18 protein-coding genes are annotated in these 18,882 nt (G+C 73.7%); 9 read left to right on the top strand and 9 right to left on the bottom strand.

The window, feature by feature from the left end; translation table 11 throughout:
• The first annotated feature begins 29 nt into the window (after positions 1-29).
• The 4 genes from DV20_RS27125 (at position 30) to DV20_RS27110 (ending at position 4,461) form a co-directional block, all read left to right on the top strand.
• Positions 30-959, top strand: a complete 930-nt coding sequence (locus DV20_RS27125) for a LysR family transcriptional regulator ArgP (RefSeq protein WP_200876508.1) — start codon at positions 30-32, stop codon at positions 957-959.
• Between the two features lie 104 nt (positions 960-1,063).
• Positions 1,064-2,128 carry a hypothetical protein gene (locus DV20_RS27120; RefSeq protein WP_152603764.1) on the top strand — a complete coding sequence of 355 codons (1,065 nt, stop codon included), beginning with the start codon at positions 1,064-1,066 and terminating at the stop codon, positions 2,126-2,128.
• Positions 2,129-2,359: 231 nt separating this feature from the next.
• The gene (locus DV20_RS27115; RefSeq protein WP_043785112.1) at positions 2,360-3,709 is read left to right on the top strand and encodes an MFS transporter; all 1,350 of its coding nucleotides are present in this window, start codon (positions 2,360-2,362) and stop codon (positions 3,707-3,709) included.
• Positions 3,706-4,461, top strand: a complete 756-nt coding sequence (locus DV20_RS27110; protein ID WP_043785108.1) for an N-acyl homoserine lactonase family protein — start codon at positions 3,706-3,708, stop codon at positions 4,459-4,461. Before DV20_RS27115 ends, DV20_RS27110 begins: the two co-directional genes overlap by 4 nt.
• Positions 4,462-4,463: 2 nt before the next feature.
• Here the strand turns inward: DV20_RS27110 and DV20_RS27105 are convergent, their stop codons facing one another.
• Positions 4,464-5,126, bottom strand: coding sequence for a TetR/AcrR family transcriptional regulator (locus tag DV20_RS27105; RefSeq protein ID WP_051736140.1), 663 nt, complete (start codon positions 5,124-5,126; stop codon positions 4,464-4,466).
• Between the two features lie 187 nt (positions 5,127-5,313).
• Here DV20_RS27105 and DV20_RS27100 point away from each other — a divergent pair, with 187 nt between their 5' ends.
• Both DV20_RS27100 and DV20_RS27095 read left to right on the top strand, forming a co-directional pair.
• Complete coding sequence (locus tag DV20_RS27100) at positions 5,314-6,183, top strand: shikimate dehydrogenase (RefSeq protein WP_407638353.1); 870 nt, start codon at positions 5,314-5,316, stop codon at positions 6,181-6,183.
• Positions 6,170-7,996 (top strand): bifunctional sugar phosphate isomerase/epimerase/4-hydroxyphenylpyruvate dioxygenase family protein, encoded by a 1,827-nt coding sequence (locus DV20_RS27095; RefSeq protein WP_043785104.1) that lies wholly within the window; start codon positions 6,170-6,172, stop codon positions 7,994-7,996. The genes DV20_RS27100 and DV20_RS27095 overlap by 14 nt, the downstream gene beginning before the upstream one ends.
• On the opposite strand, the gene DV20_RS44290 is transcribed toward DV20_RS27095, so the two are convergent.
• The 8 genes from DV20_RS44290 to DV20_RS27060 form a co-directional block, all read right to left on the bottom strand.
• The gene (locus tag DV20_RS44290) at positions 7,938-8,159 is read right to left on the bottom strand and encodes a response regulator transcription factor (RefSeq protein WP_084093688.1); all 222 of its coding nucleotides are present in this window, start codon (positions 8,157-8,159) and stop codon (positions 7,938-7,940) included. The two genes, DV20_RS27095 and DV20_RS44290, sit on opposite strands and share 59 nt — an antisense overlap.
• A 150-nt stretch (positions 8,160-8,309) precedes the next feature.
• Positions 8,310-9,314, bottom strand: coding sequence for a methyltransferase (locus tag DV20_RS44285; protein WP_084093687.1), 1,005 nt, complete (start codon positions 9,312-9,314; stop codon positions 8,310-8,312).
• A 40-nt stretch (positions 9,315-9,354) separates the two neighbouring features.
• Positions 9,355-9,930: a DM13 domain-containing protein gene (locus DV20_RS27085; RefSeq protein WP_043785099.1), complete on the bottom strand. Its 576-nt coding sequence runs from the start codon at positions 9,928-9,930 to the stop codon at positions 9,355-9,357.
• A gap of 213 nt (positions 9,931-10,143) precedes the next feature.
• Positions 10,144-11,598: a sensor histidine kinase gene (locus DV20_RS27080; RefSeq protein WP_043785093.1), complete on the bottom strand. Its 1,455-nt coding sequence runs from the start codon at positions 11,596-11,598 to the stop codon at positions 10,144-10,146.
• The gene (locus DV20_RS27075) at positions 11,595-12,287 is read right to left on the bottom strand and encodes a response regulator transcription factor (protein ID WP_043785090.1); all 693 of its coding nucleotides are present in this window, start codon (positions 12,285-12,287) and stop codon (positions 11,595-11,597) included. Before DV20_RS27075 ends, DV20_RS27080 begins: the two co-directional genes overlap by 4 nt.
• Entirely contained in the window at positions 12,284-13,411 is a 1,128-nt protein-coding gene (locus DV20_RS27070; RefSeq protein ID WP_043785087.1) for a streptophobe family protein, read from the bottom strand. The genes DV20_RS27075 and DV20_RS27070 overlap by 4 nt, the downstream gene beginning before the upstream one ends.
• Positions 13,411-14,175, bottom strand: a complete 765-nt coding sequence (locus tag DV20_RS27065; protein WP_043785084.1) for an ABC transporter permease — start codon at positions 14,173-14,175, stop codon at positions 13,411-13,413. Before DV20_RS27065 ends, DV20_RS27070 begins: the two co-directional genes overlap by 1 nt.
• Positions 14,172-15,107 (bottom strand): ABC transporter ATP-binding protein, encoded by a 936-nt coding sequence (locus DV20_RS27060; protein WP_051736139.1) that lies wholly within the window; start codon positions 15,105-15,107, stop codon positions 14,172-14,174. Before DV20_RS27060 ends, DV20_RS27065 begins: the two co-directional genes overlap by 4 nt.
• A gap of 211 nt (positions 15,108-15,318) precedes the next feature.
• On the opposite strand from DV20_RS27060, the gene DV20_RS27055 reads away from it, so the two are divergent.
• Genes DV20_RS27055 through DV20_RS27045 form a run of 3 tightly spaced genes read left to right on the top strand, consistent with a single transcriptional unit; the run spans position 15,319 to position 18,799 of the window.
• Positions 15,319-15,840, top strand: coding sequence for a PadR family transcriptional regulator (locus DV20_RS27055; protein WP_043785082.1), 522 nt, complete (start codon positions 15,319-15,321; stop codon positions 15,838-15,840).
• On the top strand, positions 15,840-16,523 hold the full coding sequence (locus DV20_RS27050; RefSeq protein WP_043785080.1) for an ABC transporter ATP-binding protein: 684 nt from the start codon (positions 15,840-15,842) through the stop codon (positions 16,521-16,523). The genes DV20_RS27055 and DV20_RS27050 overlap by 1 nt, the downstream gene beginning before the upstream one ends.
• On the top strand, positions 16,523-18,799 hold the full coding sequence (locus DV20_RS27045; protein ID WP_235190977.1) for an FtsX-like permease family protein: 2,277 nt from the start codon (positions 16,523-16,525) through the stop codon (positions 18,797-18,799). The genes DV20_RS27050 and DV20_RS27045 overlap by 1 nt, the downstream gene beginning before the upstream one ends.
• Positions 18,800-18,882 lie beyond the last annotated feature (83 nt).

Below are 18,882 nucleotides of genomic sequence, written 5' to 3'. Positions count from 1 at the left end.
AAGATTTCCGCCTAAGATCAGCCCCCGTGATGACCGAGCTGCCGCTGGAGCAGGTGCGCACGCTGCTCGCGGTCGTGGACGGCGGGACGTTCGACGCCGCCGCGGCCGCGCTGCACGTGACGCCCTCGGCCGTCAGCCAGCGGATCAAGGCCCTCGAACAGCGGACCGGCAGTGTGCTGGTGACCCGGACCAAACCCGTGCGCGTCACCGGCTCCGGGCAGGTCGTGGTCCGGTTCGCGCGGCGGCTCGCGGCGCTCGAGCAGGACGCGCGCGCCGAGCTCGGCATGAGCGGCGAGCCCGTGCGCGTGCCGATCGCCGTCAACGCCGACTCGCTCTCCACCTGGTTCCTGCCCGCGCTGGCCGGGGTCGACGCCGATCCGCCGATCTGCTTCGAACTGCACCGCGAGGATCAGGAACACACCACCACGCTGCTGCGCGAGGGCCGGGTGATGGCGGCCGTGACGTCGTCGGCCACGCCCGTGCAGGGCTGCTCCGCGCGCCCGCTCGGCAGCCTCCGCTACCTGCCGCTGGCCCACCCCGCCTTCGTGGCGCGGTGGGTGACCGGCGCGCTGCGGGACGACCTGTCCGCCGCGCCCGTCGTGGTGTTCGACGACCACGACGATCTGCAGGACGCGTTCGTGCGGCTGCTCGGCGGGGACGGGGCGAGCGCGCTGCGGCACTACGTCCCCGCGTCGGAGATGGTCGTCGCCGCGGTGGAAGCGGGGCTCGGGTGGGGCATGGTGCCCGAAGTGCAGGCGGCGCCCGGGCTGCGGGACGGCACGCTGGTGCCGCTCGTGCGCGACCGGCCGGTGGACGTGCCGCTCTACTGGCAGCAGTGGAAGCTGGACCTGCCCGCGCTGTCGACGGTGGCCGACGCCGTCGCGGCCGCGGCGGCGGCTTCCCTGCGGCGGCCGGCATCGGCCGTCCGGAGGCGACGCCGGCCGGGCACGAAGAGCTGACGGGCGCGCCGTACGGGCGGCGAAGACCGCCCTCGACGTTGCCCGTGCGGGACGTCTCGCGCGTCGCGGGGTGCGGTAAGCCGGATGAGGTGACCTTCCTCCGGATGGACATCCCCGATGGGCCGCTCGCCGGGCGCCCGGTCCGGTCCCGCATGGACGGCGTCCACCCCGTGCACGGCCGGGTGCTGGCGCTCCAGCGCGCCGCGGGCAACGCGGCCACGACCAGCGCGCTCGGGACCGTGCAGCGGTCGGTCGTCGACGAAATCGCGAGGATGAAACCCGATCAGCTGGTCGTCGCGCTTCAGGAGCTCAACCCCAAAGCCGCCGCGACCAACCTGTGGGTCACCGTCGACGGGAAGCCGGTGACCGAACTCATCAGCCGCCCGGCGGGCTTCGAGTCGCTGTGGCCGATCCAAAGCGGCCGTGGCCCGCACGCCGAGGAGCGGTTCGCTCAGGGGGTGATGCCGCTGCTGGCCGCCCGGCAACCCCGGTACATCCTGCTGGAGATCACCAAATCGCCGTGCCCGAGCTGCACGGCGCTGCTGTCGCAGCTGGTCGGCGAGCACCCCGGCACGCGGTTCGAGCTGCACATGCTCGGCCTCTACCCGGGCGCCGGCGAGGCGGAAGGCGAGCGCGGCGCGGCGACCCGGCCGGAGGACCTGGCCGAGCTCGAGCGGAAGCTGCAGGCCAAGCTGCTCGACCTGCGGGCCGTGATCGACCGGCTGACCGATGAGCAGTGGCGGAAGAGGTTCAAGTACCCGAAGCACACGAAGATCCCGATCGGCACGCGGATCGCCGCCCTCAAGTTCGCCCGGTCGGTCCACACGACCATGGTCGAGGCGAGACTGAAGCTGGGGGAGAGGCAGGACCAGACCGCGTACGGGGCGAAACTGAAGGACCTGGAGGACAAGTTCGCGGAGCTCGCGGCCTTTCTCACCGCGAAGAAGGCCGACGCCACGGCGTCCGCCCGCCACGAGCCGTACCCCGCGCACGAGACCGGCCGGCCGACGCCGGCGGCAGAGACGGTCACCGACCTCGACCGCTGGACCGCGATCAAGGCGGAGTGTCCCGACCTGCAGTTGTCCGAGCAGACGTACGGCGAGTACTTCCTCTATTCTTCGCATCGCGCCTTCACGTGGTTCTACGTGCACAACTCCCTCCCCGAATGACTGCAGCCCCCGGAGACGACCGGGGGCAGCAGTCATGCGGGGCGGCTCAGCGAAGGGTGGCCAGCCGGACGTCGGCGAGGGTGACGTGGCTGGCCTCTCGCCGCAACTCCGTTGGGTCCTGACTCTTGACAAGCCCTCCGCCGCACTTCAATCTCTCTAATTAACCGTACGGTACATACCTAACCGGTTAGTTGATCGGACTGCAGTGGCGCACCCGCGGAGGAGATTGCCGTGACCGAACGTCCGGAGAGCGTCGCCCCACCCGCGGGACGGCCCGCCAAGGCGGCCCTGGCCGCGTGGATCGGCAGCGCGCTCGAGTACTACGACTTCTTCATCTACGGCACGGCGGCCGCGCTGGTCTTCAACAAGATCTTCTTCCCGGCCTCGTCGCCGGCGACCGGCACGCTGCTGGCGTTGTCGACCTTCGGCGTCGGCTACGTGTCGCGGCCGCTCGGCGCGCTGCTGCTGGGCCACCTCGGCGACAAGTTCGGCCGCAAACGCGTGCTCCTGGCGACGTTGCTGCTGATGGGGCTGTCCACGGTGCTCGTCGGCTGCCTGCCCGGGTACGGCACGCTGGGCGTGGCCGCGCCGATCCTGCTGGTGGCGCTGCGGTTGCTGCAGGGCCTGTCCGCCGGCGGCGAGCAGGCCAGCGCGAACTCGATGAGCCTGGAGCACGCGCCGGAACACCGGCGCGCCTACTACACGAGCTTCACGCTGAGCGGCACCCAGGCCGGGCAGATCCTGGCGACCGCGGTGTTCCTGCCGGTCGCCGCCCTGCCGCAGGACGAGCTGCTGTCCTGGGGCTGGCGGGTGCCGTTCTGGCTCAGCGCGGTCGTGGTGCTGGTCGGCTACTACATCCGCCGGTCGCTGGAGGAGACGCCGGTGTTCCGGTCGGAGGTCGCGAGCGGCGAGGTGGCGAAGCTGCCCTTGGCCGTGCTGCTGCGGGACCACTGGGCCGACGTCCTGCGCGTGGTCGTGGCCGCGTTGATCGCTTCCGTCAGCACGATCTTCACCGTCTACGCCCTCAGCTACGCGGTGAACACGGTGGGCCTGAGCCGGACGCCGATGCTGTGGGTCGGGGTGCTGGCCAACGTCGCCGCCGTGGTGGCGATCCCGCTGTGGGCGAAGCTCTCCGACCGCGTCGGGCGCAAACGCCTGTTCATCGCCGGGTCGCTGGGGTGCGCGATCCTGATCTTCCCGTACCTCGGCGCCGTCGCGGCCGGCAGCTACCTGTGGATCTTCGTCGTCGGCATCGGGATGTTCGGCGTCGTCTACACCGCGACCAGTGCCGTGTGGCCGTCGTTCTACGGGGAGATGTTCCCGGCGCGGGTGCGGCTGTCGGGCACCGCGATCGGGACCCAGATCGGGTTCGCGATCAGCGGCTTCCTGCCCAGCATCGCGGTGGGCGTCGCGGGCACCGGCCGGGGTGCGTGGCTGGGCGTCGCCGCCTTCACCGCCGCGCTGTGCCTGGTGAACGTCATCGCCGTGGCCACCGGCAAGGAGACCTACCGGGTGCCGACCGCGCGGCTGGGGCTCAAGGACCCGGCCCCGGACCGGCGCGAGGCCGGCGTCCCGCGGTGAGCGCGTTCGAGGTCTACGCGCTGTGCTACGGGCGCCGGACGGGGTACCGCGGCGAGCACTTCCTGGGCTACGACGCGGATTCCGCGCAACCCCACCCGACCGCCTACTACGTCTGGCTGGCGGTTTCGCCGGAGCACACGGTGCTCGTCGACGCGGGCATCCGCCCGGAGCGGGCGCGGCGGCTCGACGGGCTCGACTACGTCGAACCGGTCCGGCTGCTCGCCGCGCTCGGCGTCGAGCCGTCGAGCGTCGGCCACGTCGTCCTCACGCACCTGCACTACGACCACTGCGGCACGGTCGGCGAGTTCCCCGGAGCGCGGTTCGTCGTCCAGCGGTCCGAAGTGGACTACTGGACCGGACCGTGGGCCAAGCGGATCGAGCGGGAACGGTGGCTGCTCGACGAAGTGGCGCTCGAACACCTGCGGGCCGGGCCGGTCGAACCGGTCGACGGCGACGCCGAGGTCGTGCCGGGGCTGAGCGTCCACCTCGTCGGCGGGCACACCGCGGGCACGCAGGTCGTCCGGATCGAAACCGCCGCCGGCCCGGTCGTGCTGGCCTCGGACGCCAGCCACTTCCACGAGAACATCGAGCACGACCGCCCGGCGCCGCTGCTGCACTCGACGACCGGGGTGTACGGCGCCTTCGACCGGATCCGCGAGCTCGCCGGCTCCGGTCCGGTGGTGCCGGGCCACGACCCGGAAGTGCTGGCCCGGTACCCGCCGATCGCCGACCGGATCGTCCGGATCGCGTGAGGTCAGCGCGTCGTCAGGTAGCTGACGAGCAGGTCGCCGACCATGCGGCGGTGGTGGTCGCGGTGGACCGGGTCGAGCATGTCGCGGCCGAAGATGGCGTTGAACGTGTGCCGGTTCGCCGTGCGGAACACGCAGAACGCGCTGATGGCCATGTGCACGTCGAGCGCGTCGACGTCGTCGCGGAACTGCCCGGCTTCGCGGCCGCGGGCGAGGATGCGGGCGAGCACGTCGAGCGCCGGGTTGGCCAGGTTGGACAGCGCGTTCGAGCGGGCGATGTGCTCGGCGCGGTGGATGTTCTCGATGCTGACCAGCCGCACGAAGTCCGGGTGGGACTCGTGGTGGTCGAAGGTGAGCCCGGCGAGCTGCCGGATCGCCTCGGCGGGGTCGAGGTGGTCGACGTCGAGGTCCTGCTCGAGCGAGCGGATGACCGTGTAGGCGCGTTCGAGCACCTCGACGAACAGCTGGTCCTTGTTCGTGAAGTAGTAGTAGATCATCCGCTTGGTGGTGCGGGTCTTCGCGGCGATCTCGTCCACCCGGGCGCCGTCGAACCCCTTCTCGGCGAACTCGCGGGCGGCGGTGTCCAGGATCTCGGAGCGGGTCCGGTCGGCGTCGCGGACGCGTTCGGGCCGGCTGCGCGCCACGTCGTCCGACGTCGGTACGGCCACGGACTTCCTTCCTCGCTGGGGCTGCTGTGCCCACTCTAGGGCGTCGCCGGGCCGGCGGGGCCTTCCCGGCGGCGGCACGGTGGGGTACAAATAACGTACTAGTTCGTACATTACGGGGGTGCTCGTGTCCTTGTCATCGGCCACCGAGGCGATCCGCGCGCACGCGGCGCGGGCCACACCGGGCACGGTGCTCACCGGGCTGATCGGCGCGGGCGTCGGACCGTCGCTCAGCCCGCCGCTGCACGAGGCCGAGGCCCGCCGGCTCGGGCTGGACCTGGTTTACGCCCGCTTCGACCTCGACGACCACGACGTGCCGTCCACCGCCGTCGGCCCGATGCTGGCCGCGGCCCGCGAAGCCGGGTACCGCGGGCTGAACATCACGCACCCGTGCAAGCAGCTGGTGCTCGGGCACCTCGACGAGCTGTCGCCGGACGCGGCCGCGCTGGCCGCGGTCAACACCGTCGTGTTCGAGGACGGCCGCGCGATCGGGCACAACACCGACTGGTCCGGCTTCGCCCGCGGCCTGGAGACCGGACTGCCCGGCGTGGACCTCGGCGCGGTCGTGGTGCTCGGGGCGGGTGGGGCCGGCGCCGCGGTGGCCCACGGCCTGCTCACCGCCGGCGCGGGCCGGGTCCAGGTCTTCGACCTCGACCCCGGCCGGGCGGCAGGGCTGGCCGGCGCCCTCGCCGGCCGGTTCGGGGCCGGCCGGGCGTCGGCGGGAACGGACCTCGAGACGGCCGTCGGCGCCGCGGACGGGCTCGTGCACGCCACCCCGACCGGCATGGCCGCGCACCCGGGACTGCCGCTGCCCGCCGCGCTGCTGCGCCCGGACCTGTGGGTCGCCGAGGTCGTCTACCGCCCGCTCGAAACCGGGCTGGTGCGCACCGCCCGCGCGCTCGGGGCCCGCGTCCTCGACGGCGGCCGCATGGCGGTCTTCCAGGCCGCCGGAGCGTTCGCCCTGTTCACCGGCACCGAACCCGACGCCGCGCGGATGCTGGACCACTTCGCCGCGCTCACCGCTTCCCCGGAAAGGCAGCCCGCCGATGTCCTCGACTGAACCCCGCCGTTCGATCGCCACGGTTTGCCTCTCCGGCACCCTGGAGGACAAGCTGACCGCGGCCGCCCGCGCGGGGTTCGACGGGGTCGAAATCTTCGAGAACGACCTCGTCGCCTCGTCGTGGCCGGCCAAGGAGATCGGCGAACACTGCGCCGAGCTCGGCCTGTCGATCGACCTGTACCAGCCGTTCCGGGACTTCGAAGCGGTGCCGCCGGACGTGCTCGCCCGGAACCTCCGGCGCGCCGAGCGCAAGTTCGACGTGATGGACCAGCTCGGTGCCGACACGATGCTCGTGTGCTCGTCGGTGTCCCCGGACGCGGTCGACGACGACGACCTCGCCGCCGAGCAGCTGCACCTGCTGGCCGAACGCGCCGCGGCGCGGGGCATCCGGATCGCCTACGAAGCGCTGGCGTGGGGCCGGTTCGTCAACACCTACGAGCACTCCTGGCGCATCGTGCGCCGGGCCGCCCACCCCGCGCTGGGCCTGTGCCTGGACAGCTTCCACATCCTGTCGCGCGGCAGCGACCCGGCCGCGATCCGCACGATCCCCGGCGAGAAGCTGTTCTTCCTGCAGCTGGCCGACGCGCCCCGGCTGCAGATGGACGTCCTGCAGTGGAGCAGGCACCACCGGCTCTTCCCCGGCCAGGGCGCGTTCGACCTGACCGCGTTCACCCGGAACGTGCTCGCGGCCGGCTACCGCGGGCCGCTGTCGCTCGAGGTGTTCAACGACGTCTTCCGCCAGGCCGACCCGGGGCCTGCCGCCGTCGACGCCATGCGTTCGCTGCTGAGCCTGCAGGAAACCCTGGGCGTCGCCGACCTGCCGCCGGCACCGGAGCTGGCCGGCCACGCGTTCGTCGAGCTGGCGGTGGACGCCGAAGCGGAGGTCCGCCTCACGGACGCCCTGCGCGGGCTCGGGTTCGCCGAGACGGGGCAGCACCGGTCCAAGCCGGTCCGGTTGTGGCAGCAGGGCGACGCGCGGATCCTGCTCAACGGTTCGCCCGCCGCGGCGGGCGCGTCGGTCGGCGCGATCGCCGTCGAGAGCGCGGACCCGGTCGCCTCCGCCCGGCGTGCCCAGCGGCTGCTCGCCCCGATCCTGCCGCGCAGCCACCGCGCGGGCGAAGCGGACCTCTCGGCGGTCGCGGCACCGGACGGGACGTCGGTGTTCTTCTGCCGCACCGGTGCCGGCGCCGCGGACAGCTGGCTCGGCGACTTCACGCAGCTCCCGGCGGCCGGCGCGGGTGCCGGGGTGACCGGGATCGACCACCTGGCCCTGACCCAGCCGTTCGACCACTTCGACGAGGCGGCCCTGTTCTACCGCGCGGTCCTCGGCCTCGAACCGGAGCCGGTGACCGAGTTCGCGGCGCCGTTCGGCCTGGTGCGCAGCCGGACGGTGGCCGACCGCTCCGGCCGCGTCCGCGTCGCCCTCGAGTCGGCCCTGCTCCGGCGCGGAGACTGGGCGCCGGGGGTGCGCGAGCCGCAACGCATCGCATTGACGACCGAGGACGCCCTCGCGAGCGCCCGCCGGATGCGCGAACTCGGTGCCCCGCTGCTCGAAATCCCCGGGAACTACTACGACGACCTCGACGCCCGCCTGGCTCCGGACCCCGAGCTGGTGGCCGCCCTGCGGCAGCACTCGGTGCTCTACGACCGCGACGAAACCGGCGAACTGCTGCACTTCTTCACCGTCGTGCTGGGCGGCCGGGTGTTCTTCGAGGTGGTGCAACGCATCGGCGGCTACGCCGGCGACGGCGCGGTCAACTCCCCGGTCCGGATGGCCGCCCACCGGAGGCAGCGCGCAGCGGCGCTCGGATGAGGCCCCGGTCGCGGGCGGCCGCCTGCGTGCGGTCGCGCAGGCCGAGGATGCGGGAGATGTGGTTCTTCACCGTGCCCTCGCGGAGGTGAAGCCTCGCCGCGATCTCGCGGTTCGCCGCCCCGGTCGCGACCGTGCGCGGCACCTCGGTCTCCCGGCCGGTCAGGGCGTCCGGGGAAGCCGGGTGGCCGCGCGGTCACCGGCCGTCCGGCACTTCCGGCGGGCTCTGCTCGGCAGCGCCGCGGTCTTCGCCGCCGGCACGCTGTTCGGGGTGGCCATCCTCCGAGCCGGGATTCACTTCCGCGTCCCGGCGGGGTCACGACCGGGTCGTGAACTCCAGTGCCCACCGCCCGCTCGTCACGGGGACCGCGCCGCGGAAGGCGAGGCCGCAGCCGGTGGCCAGTTCGGTCAGCTCCTCGACGCTGCGTTCCTTGCTGCCGAAGCACATCAGCATGAACAGATCGATCGCGGTGTCGGCACCGTGGCCCCGCACCGGCTCGATCACCACGACGGACGCGTCCGGCGCGGCGGCGCGGCGGCAGCCGGCCAGGATCGCGCGGGCGTGCTCGTCGTCCCAGTCGTGCAGGATGTCCGACACCACGTAGGCGTCGGCCCCCGGCGGCAGCGGGTCGAAGAAGCTGCCGGGGACGGCGCTCGCCCGGTCGCCGAGCCCGGCGGCCGTCAGCCGCCGGGCGGCCGCCTCGGCCGTCGGCGGCAGGTCGAGGAGCCGGCCGCGGACGCCCGGGTGCGCCCGCAGGATCTCGACGAGCAACGGTCCGTCACCACCACCCACGTCGACGATGTCGGGGAAGCGGCCCCAGTCGAAGTTCCGGGCGATCAGCGGCGCGTGCTCGCGGAACCGCCAGTTCATCTGGGCGTCGAACGAGGTCCGCAGCTTCGGGTCGGCATCGAGATCGGCCCAGAAGTCGCGGCCGTACCGGCGCGGGTAGGCGGGCGCGCCGTCGGTCATCACCTCGAGGAGATCGACGAACGCCAGTTCGGCGCGGCCCCCGGCGCAGGTGATGTCGAGCAGCGGCCGGAACCCTTCGGGCGCGTCTTCCCGCAGCTGGGCGCCGAGGTCCGTCGGCCGGTAGCGGCCGGACGCGGTGTCCAGGTCGAAGACCTCCACCGCGACCAGGTGGTCGAGCAGCCGGCTCAGCGCGGCGGCCGACGTCCCGGTGCGGGCCGCCAGCTGCTCCGCCGTCGCGCCTTCGGTTCCGGCGTGGTCCGCCAGGCCGAGCGTGGCGGCCACCCGGATGGCCATGGGGGTGGCCAGCCCGGCCAGGGGCATGATCGACCGCTTCGCGGTGGGGCGGTTCATTGTCCCGAGCCTAGCCAGGCCGGGGCGGCCGCAGTAATTGTCAGACCGCTTCCGGGGTCAGTTCCGCGGCGCCGAAGGAGACGTCGAACCGGTCGCACCAAAGGCTCACGCTCGTGTAGGCGGTCAGGTCGGTGCCGGCGGGCAGCGGGTAGTTCTGGTTTCCCTTGTTGCCCTTCAGCTTGCCCGCGTCGACGTGCTTGCCGTCGTCGAACACGGCCCAGCCGTCCTTGCCCGGTTTCACCGGTGCGTCGGTGAGCCACACGTGCACGTCGGGGCCGCTGCTGGTGTCGAGGTTCTCCAGGCGCAGCACGAGTGACCCGTCGGCGGCCCGCAGGATCCGGACCGTGCCGGTGGTCCGGTGCTCGTGGCTGATCAGGGTGCCGCCGGCCACTTCGGCGGGCGCGGCCGGCGCAGCGGACGCCGACGGCGACGGCGGCGAGGTCAGGGGTGCGGACGGCGACACCGGCGCGGCCGCGGGCAGGTCCTCCTGCACCGTCTCGTTCACCACCAGCTGCCAGGGCTGGAACCAGTACAGGCCGACGGCGACGGCGACCAGGCTCGTCACCAGGACACCCAGGACCCACGGCCGGGTGAGCAGGCGCCGCGTGCGATGCATTTCGTCCTCCTTCGTTCCCGGGTCATTCAACCGGGACGAATCGCCCAGCGGCCGCCGAAACGCGGTTACCGATCTCTTACGGGCGGGTCCGTTCCGGGAGAGCACTGAGCGCGGCCAAGTCCTTCCGGCGCGCCGACGGTCATGCCGCCTCCGGCGGGTGAGCACCCCCGGCACGCCGCCGGGCCTCGCCGCGAAGGCGAAGCGGCTCGCGGGTCAGTCCGTGGACCCGCTTTCGGGCACCGGCAACGCGAGCCGGAAGCAGGCGCCTTCCCCGACCGCGGTCTCCAGTTCGACGTCGCCGCCGTGGGCGCGGGCCAGGGAGCGGGCGATCGCGAGGCCCAGGCCGGCGTCCGCGCCGGGCGTGCGCGTCCGGGAGCGGTCGGCGCGGTAGAAGCGGTGGAACGCGCGGCTCGCCTGCTCGGCCGTCATCCCCGGGCCCTCGTCGGCCACCTCGAGCACCGCGCGGCCGGCCACCGTGCCGACGCCGATGCGGACGGGGGTGCCCGCCGGGGTGTGGGCGGCGGCGTTGCCCACCAGGTTGGTGACGACCTGCCGCAGGCGGGCCTCGTCGGCGTCGACCGGGGCCGGGCCGGGTGGGCCGAGGCCGCCGGGCCCGGTCAGGGACACTTCGCGGGCCGGGTCGAGTGCCCTCAGGTCGTGCCGGGCGTCGCCGGCGAGGGTGCGCAGGTCCATCGGGGTGCGGTCGAGCTGCTCCTCCGGTGCCTCGTCGAGCTGGGCGAGCAGCAGCAGGTCTTCGGTGAGCGCGGTGAGCCGGGTGGCTTCGCGGTCGATGCGCCGCATCGTCTCGTCCACATCGGACGGTCCGCGCAGTGCCCCCATCCGGTAGAGCTCCGTGGAACCCTTGATGCCGAACAGCGGGGTGCGCAGTTCGTGGCTGACGTCCGAGACGAACGTGCGCATCCGCGCCTCGGACGCGGCCCGGTCGGCGAAGGCCCGGTCGAGCTGGCCGAGCATCGTGTTGAGCGACGCCGCCAGGTGCCCGATCTCCGTGCCGGGCGGCGCGAGGTCCGGCACGCGCCGGGAGAGGTCGCCGCCCGCGATCGCGGCGGCCGTGTGCTCGATCCGGCGCAGCGGCAGCAGACCCCGGCCGAGCGCGAACCAGCCGGCCGCGGTCAGCACGACGAGCAGCGCGGCGCCGGTGACCAGGCTGCTCGTGCGCAGCTGGGCGATCGTGGCGTCGGCTTCGGCGAGCGGCGCGGCCGAAACGACCCGCCCGCCCCAGCGCACGGCCGGCCGGGAGACCGCCCGCCAGCGCTGCGACCGGTCGGCGGCGTCGAGGTCGACGGCCGTCCCGTCGGCCGGGACCGAGCGCAGCGCGTCGGACGGCGGCAGCGTCGCACTGTCCACTCGCGACGAGTGGAAGCCGCCCGCCACCGCGCCGCTCGCGTCGAGGTACACCACGTACGGAGTGCCGAACAGTTCGAGCGCCGGGTCGACGAGATCGGGCCGCACGGCCGGGGTCGCGGCCGGCGGTGGTCCGGAGGCGCGGGAGATGAGCTCGGTCATCGAGCGCAGCTGCCCGTCGAGCCGGTCGAGCTGGAACCGTTCCAGCTCCCCGGAAACCAGCGTGCCGATGAGGGTCAGGCCGGCGAGCAGCAGGCTCGCGGTGAGCAGCAGGAGCCGGGCCCGCAGGGAAAGCCGCCTCACCGCCGGGGCTCCCGCAGCACGTAGCCGACGCCGTGCACGGTGTGGATGAGCTTCGGCTCCCCGGTGTCGATCTTGCGTCGCAGGTAGGAGATGTAGGTGTCGACGATGCCGGCGTCGCCGCCGAAGTCCTCGCGCCACACCCGGTCGAGGACCTGCGCCTTCGACACCACGCGCCCGGCGTTCTCCATCAGGTAGTGCAGCAACCGGAATTCCGTGGCGGACAGGCGGATCGCCTGCCCCGCGCGCGTCACCTGGCGGCCCTCGGCGTCGAGCGCGAGCGGACCCACCGTGAGCACGCCCGCGGCGGGGCCGGCGGTCCGGCGGAGGATCGCGCGGATCCGCGCGATCAGCTCCGCCAGGTCGAAGGGCTTCGTCACGTAGTCGTCGGCGCCGAGGGACAGGCCGGTGACCTTGTCGGACTGGCGGTCCCGCGCGGTGAGGAACAGGACGGGCACCGGCGCGCCGTGGCCCGGGTGCCGTTCGCGCAGCCGCCGGACCACCTCGAAGCCGTCCATGTCCGGCAGCATGACGTCCAGCAGCACCAGGTCGGGCGGCTCCGCGGTGGCCGCGGCCACGGCTTCCCGCGCGGTCGCCGCCGACGTCACCCGGAAGCCGGCGAACCGCAGCGCGGCGGAGAGCAGTTCGCGGACGGTGGCCTCGTCGTCCACCACCAGCAGCCGGGACGTCATCGCTTCCATGCCCGTGAGGATACGGAGATCGCGTCGGCGAGCAGGGAGCCCGCGAAACCCGCCACCGCGCCGCCGCCGAGGCCGGCCACCAGCGCGAGCAGCGGGTTCGCCGTCAACCGCACGGCGAAGACGGGCAGCGAGAACCCGAACGCGCTGACGGTGACGTCGGCGGAAATCCGCGACAGCAGCGTCACGACGGCGAGCACGGCAGCGGTGGCCGGAGCGAACCGCACGGCGAGCCCCGCGGCCCGGCGCAGCGGTCCGCCGGATCGCCGGGTCCGGGCGGCGACGGCGACGCCGCAGCCCAGCAACACCACGGCCGACAGGCCGAGCAGCGGGCCGCCCGGCGAGACGGGCAATGCGGGCAGCGCGCACGAGAACGCGCCCGAGGAGCCGATCGTCCACGGCACGCCGAGCCCCAGCAACACGGCTCCGCCCAGCAGCTGGGGGAGCGCGAGCAGGACACCCCCGGCCGCCGCGGTGCCGCCGAAGGTCCAGGCCACCGCCAGGCACAGCACCGCGAGCCCGACGGCCGGCCACCGCACCGCCCGCACACCCGCGGCCACGGCCGGGAACCGGGTCACGAGCCAGCAGACACCGACGACCACGAGCACCCCCGCCGTGGCCCCCACCACCACCGGCCCCACGGCCACGGAGAACCCGGCGTCGAGCCGGCCGGAGCCGGGAAGGCGCACGGGACCGGCCGCTCGCCCGCAGGCTCCCGCAGCACCCGCACCGACGCCGTCCGGCATCGTCAGCGTTCCCCGGGCCAGCAGCGCGAGCACGGCGAGTCCCGCCGGCAGGGCCACCGCCGCCACGGCTCCGCGGACGAGCAATCCGTCCCCGCGCCGCAGCAGCAGCGAGCCGAGCACCACCGCGCCCGCCAGGGAAACCCCCAGCGGCATCACCTCGAGGCCGACCCGCACGGCCACCGGCAGCCCGCCGGCCGGGGTCCCGCCGGCCTCGGCGGAGCCGCCCACGGCGAGCGCGACGGCCGCCGCGGTCAGCCCGCCGAGCCCGCCGACGCGGCCGGCCCCCAGCAGGGCCAGGCCGGCCGCAGCGACGCCCGCCATGGCGAGGAGCGCGGCGGCGGCCGCCACCAGGCCGCGGATCACCTCCCGCATCACACGTCCCGGCGCCGGAAGACCACGAACGCCACGGCCAGCACGGCGGCGACCCCGGCGCACATCCCGGCCAGGTTCAGCCACGGGTGCGGGAACTCCGGATCGGGCACCGTCTTGAGCACCGCGGACGCGCCGAGCGTCGGCCAGTACAGGAAGAGGTTCCGCACCCACGCGGGGAAGAGGCCTGCGAGGGCCGGGACCAGGAAGACGATGCCGACCAGGGTGGCGAGCGCGCCCGCGGTGGCCCGCATGATCGTGCCGAGCCCGGCCGCCAGCAGCGCGATCGCCGCGAGGTAGAGCCCGCCTCCCGTCACGGCGGAGAGCACACCCGGATCGCCGAGCCCCGCGTGCGGTACGCCGTGGCCGGCGAGGACGGCCTGGCCGAGGAAGAAGGCGGCGAACATCAGCACCTGGCCCGCCACCACGGCGACCGCCACCGCCACGACCAGTTTGGCCGCCAGCAGCCGGTGCCGGCGCGGCGTGGCGATCAGCGACGTCTGCATCAGGCCGGTCGCGTGCTCGGCCGTGACGACCAGGATGCCGAGCACCCCGATGACCAGCTGGGCGACGATGTACGAGGTCAGGCTGCGATTGGTCGGGTCCCACGGCCCTTCGCCGGGGAAGTCCTTCGCGGCGGCGTTCATGGCGAGGCCGGTGATGCCGAGCCCGGCCGCGAACAGGCACGCCAGGGTGTACCAGGTGGAGCGCAGGCTGCGCAGCTTGATCCACTCCGCGCGGACGGAGCAGGCGAACGACACGCTCATGCGACGGCCTCCGGGTGTTCGGCAGTGTCCTGGTGATCGGCGTCCCTGAAGTCGACGCTGTCCTTGGTCAGCTCCATGAAGGCGTCCTCCAGGGAGACGCGCTGCGGGGTGAGCTCGGCGAGCGCGACGCCGTGGTAGGCCGCGAGCTTGCCGATCTCCGCGCTCGTCATGCCGGACACGACGAGCGAGGCCTCGGCCCCCGCCCGCACGGCCGCCCCGGCGGTGGCCAGCAGCCGCGCGAAGCCCGGATCGGGCGTGCGGACGAGCACGGTCCCCTCGCCCCGCACGAGCTCGCTCACGGCGGTGTCGGCGACGAGCCGTCCCCGGCCGATGACGACCAGGTGGTCGGCGGTCTGCGCCATCTCGCTCATCAGGTGGCTGGACACCAGCACCGCCCGGCCCTCGCCGGCCAGGGAGCGCATGAGGTCCCGGATCCAGCGGATGCCCTCGGGATCGAGCCCGTTCACCGGCTCGTCGAAGATCAGCACCCGCGGGTCGCCGAGCAGCGCGGCCGCGATGCCGAGCCGCTGCCGCATGCCGAGCGAGAACCCGCCCGCCCGCTTGCCGGCCACGCCCTCCAGCCCGGTCCGGGCGAGCACCTCGCCGACCCGGCGCCGGGGGAGGCCGTTGCTCACCGCGAGGGCCAGGAGGTGGTCGTGCGCCTTCCGGCCGCCGTGCACGGCACCGGCGTCGAGCAACGCGCCCACCTCGGTGAGCGGCACGGGGAGATCCCGGTAGCGGCGCCCGTCGATGGTGACCGAGCCCCGCGTCGGCGCGGCCAGGCCCACGATCATCTTCATGGTGGTGGACTTGCCGGCGCCGTTGGGCCCGAGGAACCCGGTCACCTGCCCGGGTTCGACGGTGAACGACAGGTCGTCCACCACGGTGTCGGGCCCGTACCGCTTGGTCAGGCCCCGGATTTCGATGGTCATGCGGCGAGCGTGGCGGGCCGGCCTGGCCGGTTCCTGGGAAGTCCTGGGAGAACTCTGGGAGTCCGGCGGTCAGGGGCGGTGCCGGCCGGGGACCACTCCGGAAATCGCAACCCGAACACCGGCGGCCCACCCTCGTATACACGGCGAGTATACTTCGAGAGTATAGTGATCGGCAGGCCCGGAACCCCCGGGTCGAGGAGGGGGCACGAGCATGTCGGTTCCGCACACCTTGCTCGCGCTGCTCGAGTCCGGCCCGCGGCACGGTTACGACCTGAAACGGGCCTACGACGAGCAGTTCGGGCAAGACCGCCCGCTGGCGTACGGCCAGGTCTATTCGACGTTGTCGCGGCTGCTGCGCAACGGCATGGTCGAGGTGGCGGGCGTCGAGAGCGGCGAGGGGCCGGAGCGCAAGCGCTACACGATCACCGACGCGGGGATCACCGACGTCGAGACGTGGCTGCGCACGCCGGAAAACCCGCAGCCGTACCTGCAGAACACGCTGTACACGAAGGTGGTGCTGGCGCTGCTCTCCGGGCGCAGCGCCGCCGACGTGCTGACGATCCAGCGCGGCGAGCACCTGAACGCGATGCGGGCGCTCACGAAGCGCAAGAACGGGGGCGACCTCGCCGATCAGCTGATCTGCGATCACGCGCTCTTCCACCTCGAGGCGGACCTGCGGTGGCTCGAGCTCACCGCCGCGCGCCTCGGTGAACTCGAGAAGGCGGTGCGCTGATGACCGGAACGCCGTTGCTCACCGGCAAGGGACTGCACAAGTCGTTCGGCCCGACGCGGGCCCTCGACGGGGCCGGGCTGTCGGTCTCGGCGGGGGAAGTGCTCGCGATCATGGGCTCGTCCGGTTCGGGCAAGTCGACGCTGCTGCACTGTCTCGCCGGCATCATCCGGCCGGACTCGGGCACCATCGCCTACCGCGGCGCCGACCTCGTCGGGATGGACGACAAGGGACGCAGTGCGTTGCGGCGCACCGAATTCGGCTTCGTCTTCCAGTTCGGCCAGCTCGTGCCCGAGCTGTCCTGCCTGGAGAACGTCGCGCTCCCGCTGCGGCTGGCCGGGACCAGGCGGAAGCAGGCCGAGGCCAAGGCGGCCGAATGGCTCGCCCGGCTGGAGGTCGACGGGCCGGCGAAGCGCCGTCCCGGTGACGTGTCCGGCGGGCAGGCGCAGCGGGTGGCGGTGGCACGGGCGCTGGTGACCGGACCGAAGGTGATCTTCGCCGACGAGCCGACCGGGGCGCTCGACTCGCTCAACGGCGAGAAGGTCATGCAGCTGCTGACCCAGGCGGCGCGGGAGACGCACGCCGCGGTCGTGCTGGTGACCCACGAGCCGCGGGTGGCGGCCTACTCGGACCGGGAGGTCCTGGTGCGCGACGGGCGCACGATCGACCGGGAGCTGGTCGCGTGATGGGGGATCTGGCGCTGGGACTCCGGCTGGCCGTCGGGGGCGGCCGGATGTCCGGCGCGGCGCTGCTGCGCCTGGCGATGACCGCGTTCGGGATCGCGCTCGCGGTCGCGGTGCTGCTGCCCGCGGCGGCGGTCCACCACCTCGTGGGCGCGCAGGCGGAGCGCAAGGCGGCGATCGCGCAGGTCACCCAGCCTCGCGCGGGCGTCGCCCCGCTGCTGGTCCACCGCTGGTACGCGTCGGCTGGCGACGAGTTCGTGAACGTCGCCGCGGTCGCGGCGACCGGGGCGAACTCGCCGGTGCCGCCGGGGCTCGGCCGTCTGCCCGCGCCGGGCGAGCTGATCGTGTCGCCGGAGCTCGCCGCGAAGCTGGCCGCGCCGGGCGGCGGCTCGCTGAAAGCGCAGCTGCCGGGGCACGTGGCCGGCCTGATCGCGCGGGAAGGCGTCGCCGGCGCGGGCGACCTCAGCGCGTACTACGGGGTGCCGGCCGCGCAGATCGAGGCCGAGGCCGACGGCCGCAAGGTCTATGCGTTCGGCCTGCCTTACACCGGGCTCGGGCTGTCGGCGATCACGCTGGGCGTCATCCTGCCGATCGCGGCGGTGCTGCTGTTGCCGTTGCTGATCTTCGTGATCACCGCGTCGCGGATGGGTGCGGCGCAGCGGGAACGCCGGCTCGCCGCGCTGCGCCTGGTCGGCCTGGACTCCCGGCAGGTCAAACGGGTCGCGGCGGCCGAATCGCTGGTCGGGGCCGTGATCGGGCTCGCCGCCGGGATCGGGTTCTTCGCCGTGCTGCGCACGTTCGTCGCCGACATCCTGCCGTTCGGCCTGCGGATCTTCCCGGAGGACCTCGTCCCGTCCTGGCCGCTGGTCGTGGTGATCGTGCTGCTGGTGCCCGGGCTGGCGGTCGGCTCGGCGCTGTTCGGGCTGCGCCGCACGATCGTGGAACCGCTCGGCGTGGTCCGCCAGGGCAAGCCGGTGCGGCGGCGGATGTGGTGGCGCTGGGCGCTCACCGCGATCGGCGTGCTGTTCCTGGCCGCCACCCTGGTCTTCGAGCGGGGCAGCGGCGACACGCCCGCCGCGCTGGCGCTCTCGGTGGGCAGCGTGTTCCTGCTCGTGGGCGTCGCGGCCCTGCTGCCGTGGCTGGTCGAGCGGCTCGTGGAGCGGCTGCACGGCGGTTCGCCGTCCTGGCAGCTCGCGATCCGGCGGCTGCAGCTGGACAGCGGCACCGCCAGCCGGGTGGTGTCCGGCCTGGTCGTCGTGCTGGCCGGCACGATCCTGATCCAGGGCGTGGTCGCCTCGCTCGCGAGCGGCGACGCTCGGCAGGCCGCGCCGGACGGCGTGGCCGCCGCCCCGGTCCGGGTCGACACCACCGCCGCGCACGAGGCCGAGGTCGGCAGGCTGGTGTCGGCCGTGCCCGGGGTGACCGGTGTGCACCCGGCCAGGAACCTGACGTTCCGGTCCGGGGAGGAGCGGAACTACGTCGTGGTCGGCGATTGCGTGGTGCTCAGGGCCCGGGCGAACATCGGCGCCTGCTCCGACGGCGACGTGTTCTCCCTGGTGTCCCCGGGCGGCTCGGCGCCGACCGGCAAGCTGCGGCTGCAGGGCTACTCCCGCGGAGAGGACGTGATCGGTCCGGAGTGGACGGTCCCGGCCGGCGTCAAGGTCGTGCAGGCGGCCGACGCGGCGGGCGACAGCCTGCTGGTCACGCCCGGCGCGCTCGGCGGCCGCACCCTCCCGGACTCGTCGGTCGTGGTCTACGTGTCGGGCACCGGCGACGTGCAGGCGCTGACCGACAACGTCGCGAGGGCGGTCAACCCGCTCGCGTGGAACGCCTCGGCAGGCAAGAGCGACTATCTCGACGATTTCCGCGCCCGCGACCGGCAGATGGTGGAGAGCTTCCGTTCGGTGCTGATCACCGCGTCGCTGTTCGTGCTCGCGGTGGCCGCGATGAGCCTGCTGATGCTGTCGATCGAGCAGATCAGCGAACGGCGGCGGCCGCTCGCGGCCCTGTCCGCGGCCGGCGTGCCGATCGGGGTGCTGGCCCGCGGATCGCTGTGGCAGACCGGGATTCCGGTGGTGGTCGGCGTGGTGCTGGCGGTCGCGGCCGGGCTGGGGCTGACCGCGCCGATCCTGCGGCTGGCGGGCCGGCCGATGATCATCGACGTCCCGGTGCTGCTCGCACTGGCGGGCGCCACGGTGGCGGCGGTCCTGCTGGTGACCGGTCTGACGATGCCCCTGCTCCGGCAAGTCACCCGATGGGACAACCTGCGCTCGGAATGACCCGGGCCCGGCGCGCTCCCGGCCTGGTGACGCTGACCCGGCCGAAAACGCTCGGCTGGATGAGGCCGGCCCGCAGGGCCCAA

It is taken from the genome of Amycolatopsis rifamycinica, from assembly GCF_000695625.1.
Taxonomy (GTDB): domain Bacteria; phylum Actinomycetota; class Actinomycetes; order Mycobacteriales; family Pseudonocardiaceae; genus Amycolatopsis; species Amycolatopsis rifamycinica.
The sequence above is the reverse complement of the archived record's forward strand: the minus strand, read 5'-3'. Positions and strand labels throughout refer to the sequence as shown.

What these genes read in the sequence shown, in the direction of transcription:
- DV20_RS27125 (WP_200876508.1), top strand. Translation starts at nt 30, where the DNA reads ATGACCGAGCTGCCGCTGGAGCAGGTGCGCACGCTGCTCGCGGTCGTG.
- DV20_RS27120 (WP_152603764.1), top strand. Translation starts at nt 1,064, where the DNA reads ATGGACATCCCCGATGGGCCGCTCGCCGGGCGCCCGGTCCGGTCCCGC.
- DV20_RS27095 (WP_043785104.1), top strand. Translation starts at nt 6,170, where the DNA reads ATGTCCTCGACTGAACCCCGCCGTTCGATCGCCACGGTTTGCCTCTCC.
- DV20_RS44285 (WP_084093687.1), bottom strand. Translation starts at nt 9,314, where the DNA reads ATGAACCGCCCCACCGCGAAGCGGTCGATCATGCCCCTGGCCGGGCTG.
- DV20_RS27085 (WP_043785099.1), bottom strand. Translation starts at nt 9,930, where the DNA reads ATGCATCGCACGCGGCGCCTGCTCACCCGGCCGTGGGTCCTGGGTGTC.
- DV20_RS27075 (WP_043785090.1), bottom strand. Translation starts at nt 12,287, where the DNA reads ATGACGTCCCGGCTGCTGGTGGTGGACGACGAGGCCACCGTCCGCGAA.
- DV20_RS27070 (WP_043785087.1), bottom strand. Translation starts at nt 13,411, where the DNA reads ATGCGGGAGGTGATCCGCGGCCTGGTGGCGGCCGCCGCCGCGCTCCTC.
- DV20_RS27065 (WP_043785084.1), bottom strand. Translation starts at nt 14,175, where the DNA reads ATGAGCGTGTCGTTCGCCTGCTCCGTCCGCGCGGAGTGGATCAAGCTG.
- DV20_RS27060 (WP_051736139.1), bottom strand. Translation starts at nt 15,107, where the DNA reads ATGACCATCGAAATCCGGGGCCTGACCAAGCGGTACGGGCCCGACACC.
- DV20_RS27055 (WP_043785082.1), top strand. Translation starts at nt 15,319, where the DNA reads ATGTCGGTTCCGCACACCTTGCTCGCGCTGCTCGAGTCCGGCCCGCGG.
- DV20_RS27050 (WP_043785080.1), top strand. Translation starts at nt 15,840, where the DNA reads ATGACCGGAACGCCGTTGCTCACCGGCAAGGGACTGCACAAGTCGTTC.
- DV20_RS27045 (WP_235190977.1), top strand. Translation starts at nt 16,523, where the DNA reads ATGGGGGATCTGGCGCTGGGACTCCGGCTGGCCGTCGGGGGCGGCCGG.